General features: G+C 37.1%; 1 pseudogene. It reads right to left on the bottom strand.

Annotated features, from left to right (window positions below):
- Positions 1–160, bottom strand: a pseudogene (locus BHE89_RS27260) (nitrilase-related carbon-nitrogen hydrolase); the annotation flags it as partial.
- Between the last annotated feature and the right edge of the window lie 112 nt (positions 161–272).

The following is a 272-nucleotide window of genomic DNA, read 5'->3' as shown; positions in this document are numbered from 1 at the left end:
GAACGCATTCTTGCCATTTGGAAATGTTGCCAAGGACCAATTGAATTACCAAACCACGCATCATTAGAAATTTGTTAATAAGAACCGTGTATCAGGTTTAAAATTAGCACGGACTTGTTTCTCCTAAAATAATTTCGTAGCAAATAGCGGCGGTTATTTTGGCATCATTGACTGAACGCATTCTTGCCATTTGGAAATGTTGCCAAGGACCAATTGAATTACCAAACCACGCATCATTAGAAATTTGTTAATAAGAACCGTGTATCAGGTTT

The sequence above is a fragment of the Shigella sp. FC1967 genome (genome assembly GCF_001743005.1).
GTDB lineage: Bacteria > Pseudomonadota > Gammaproteobacteria > Enterobacterales > Enterobacteriaceae > Proteus.
Note: the sequence above shows the minus strand (reverse complement) of the source record. Positions and strands in the feature narration are given on the sequence as shown.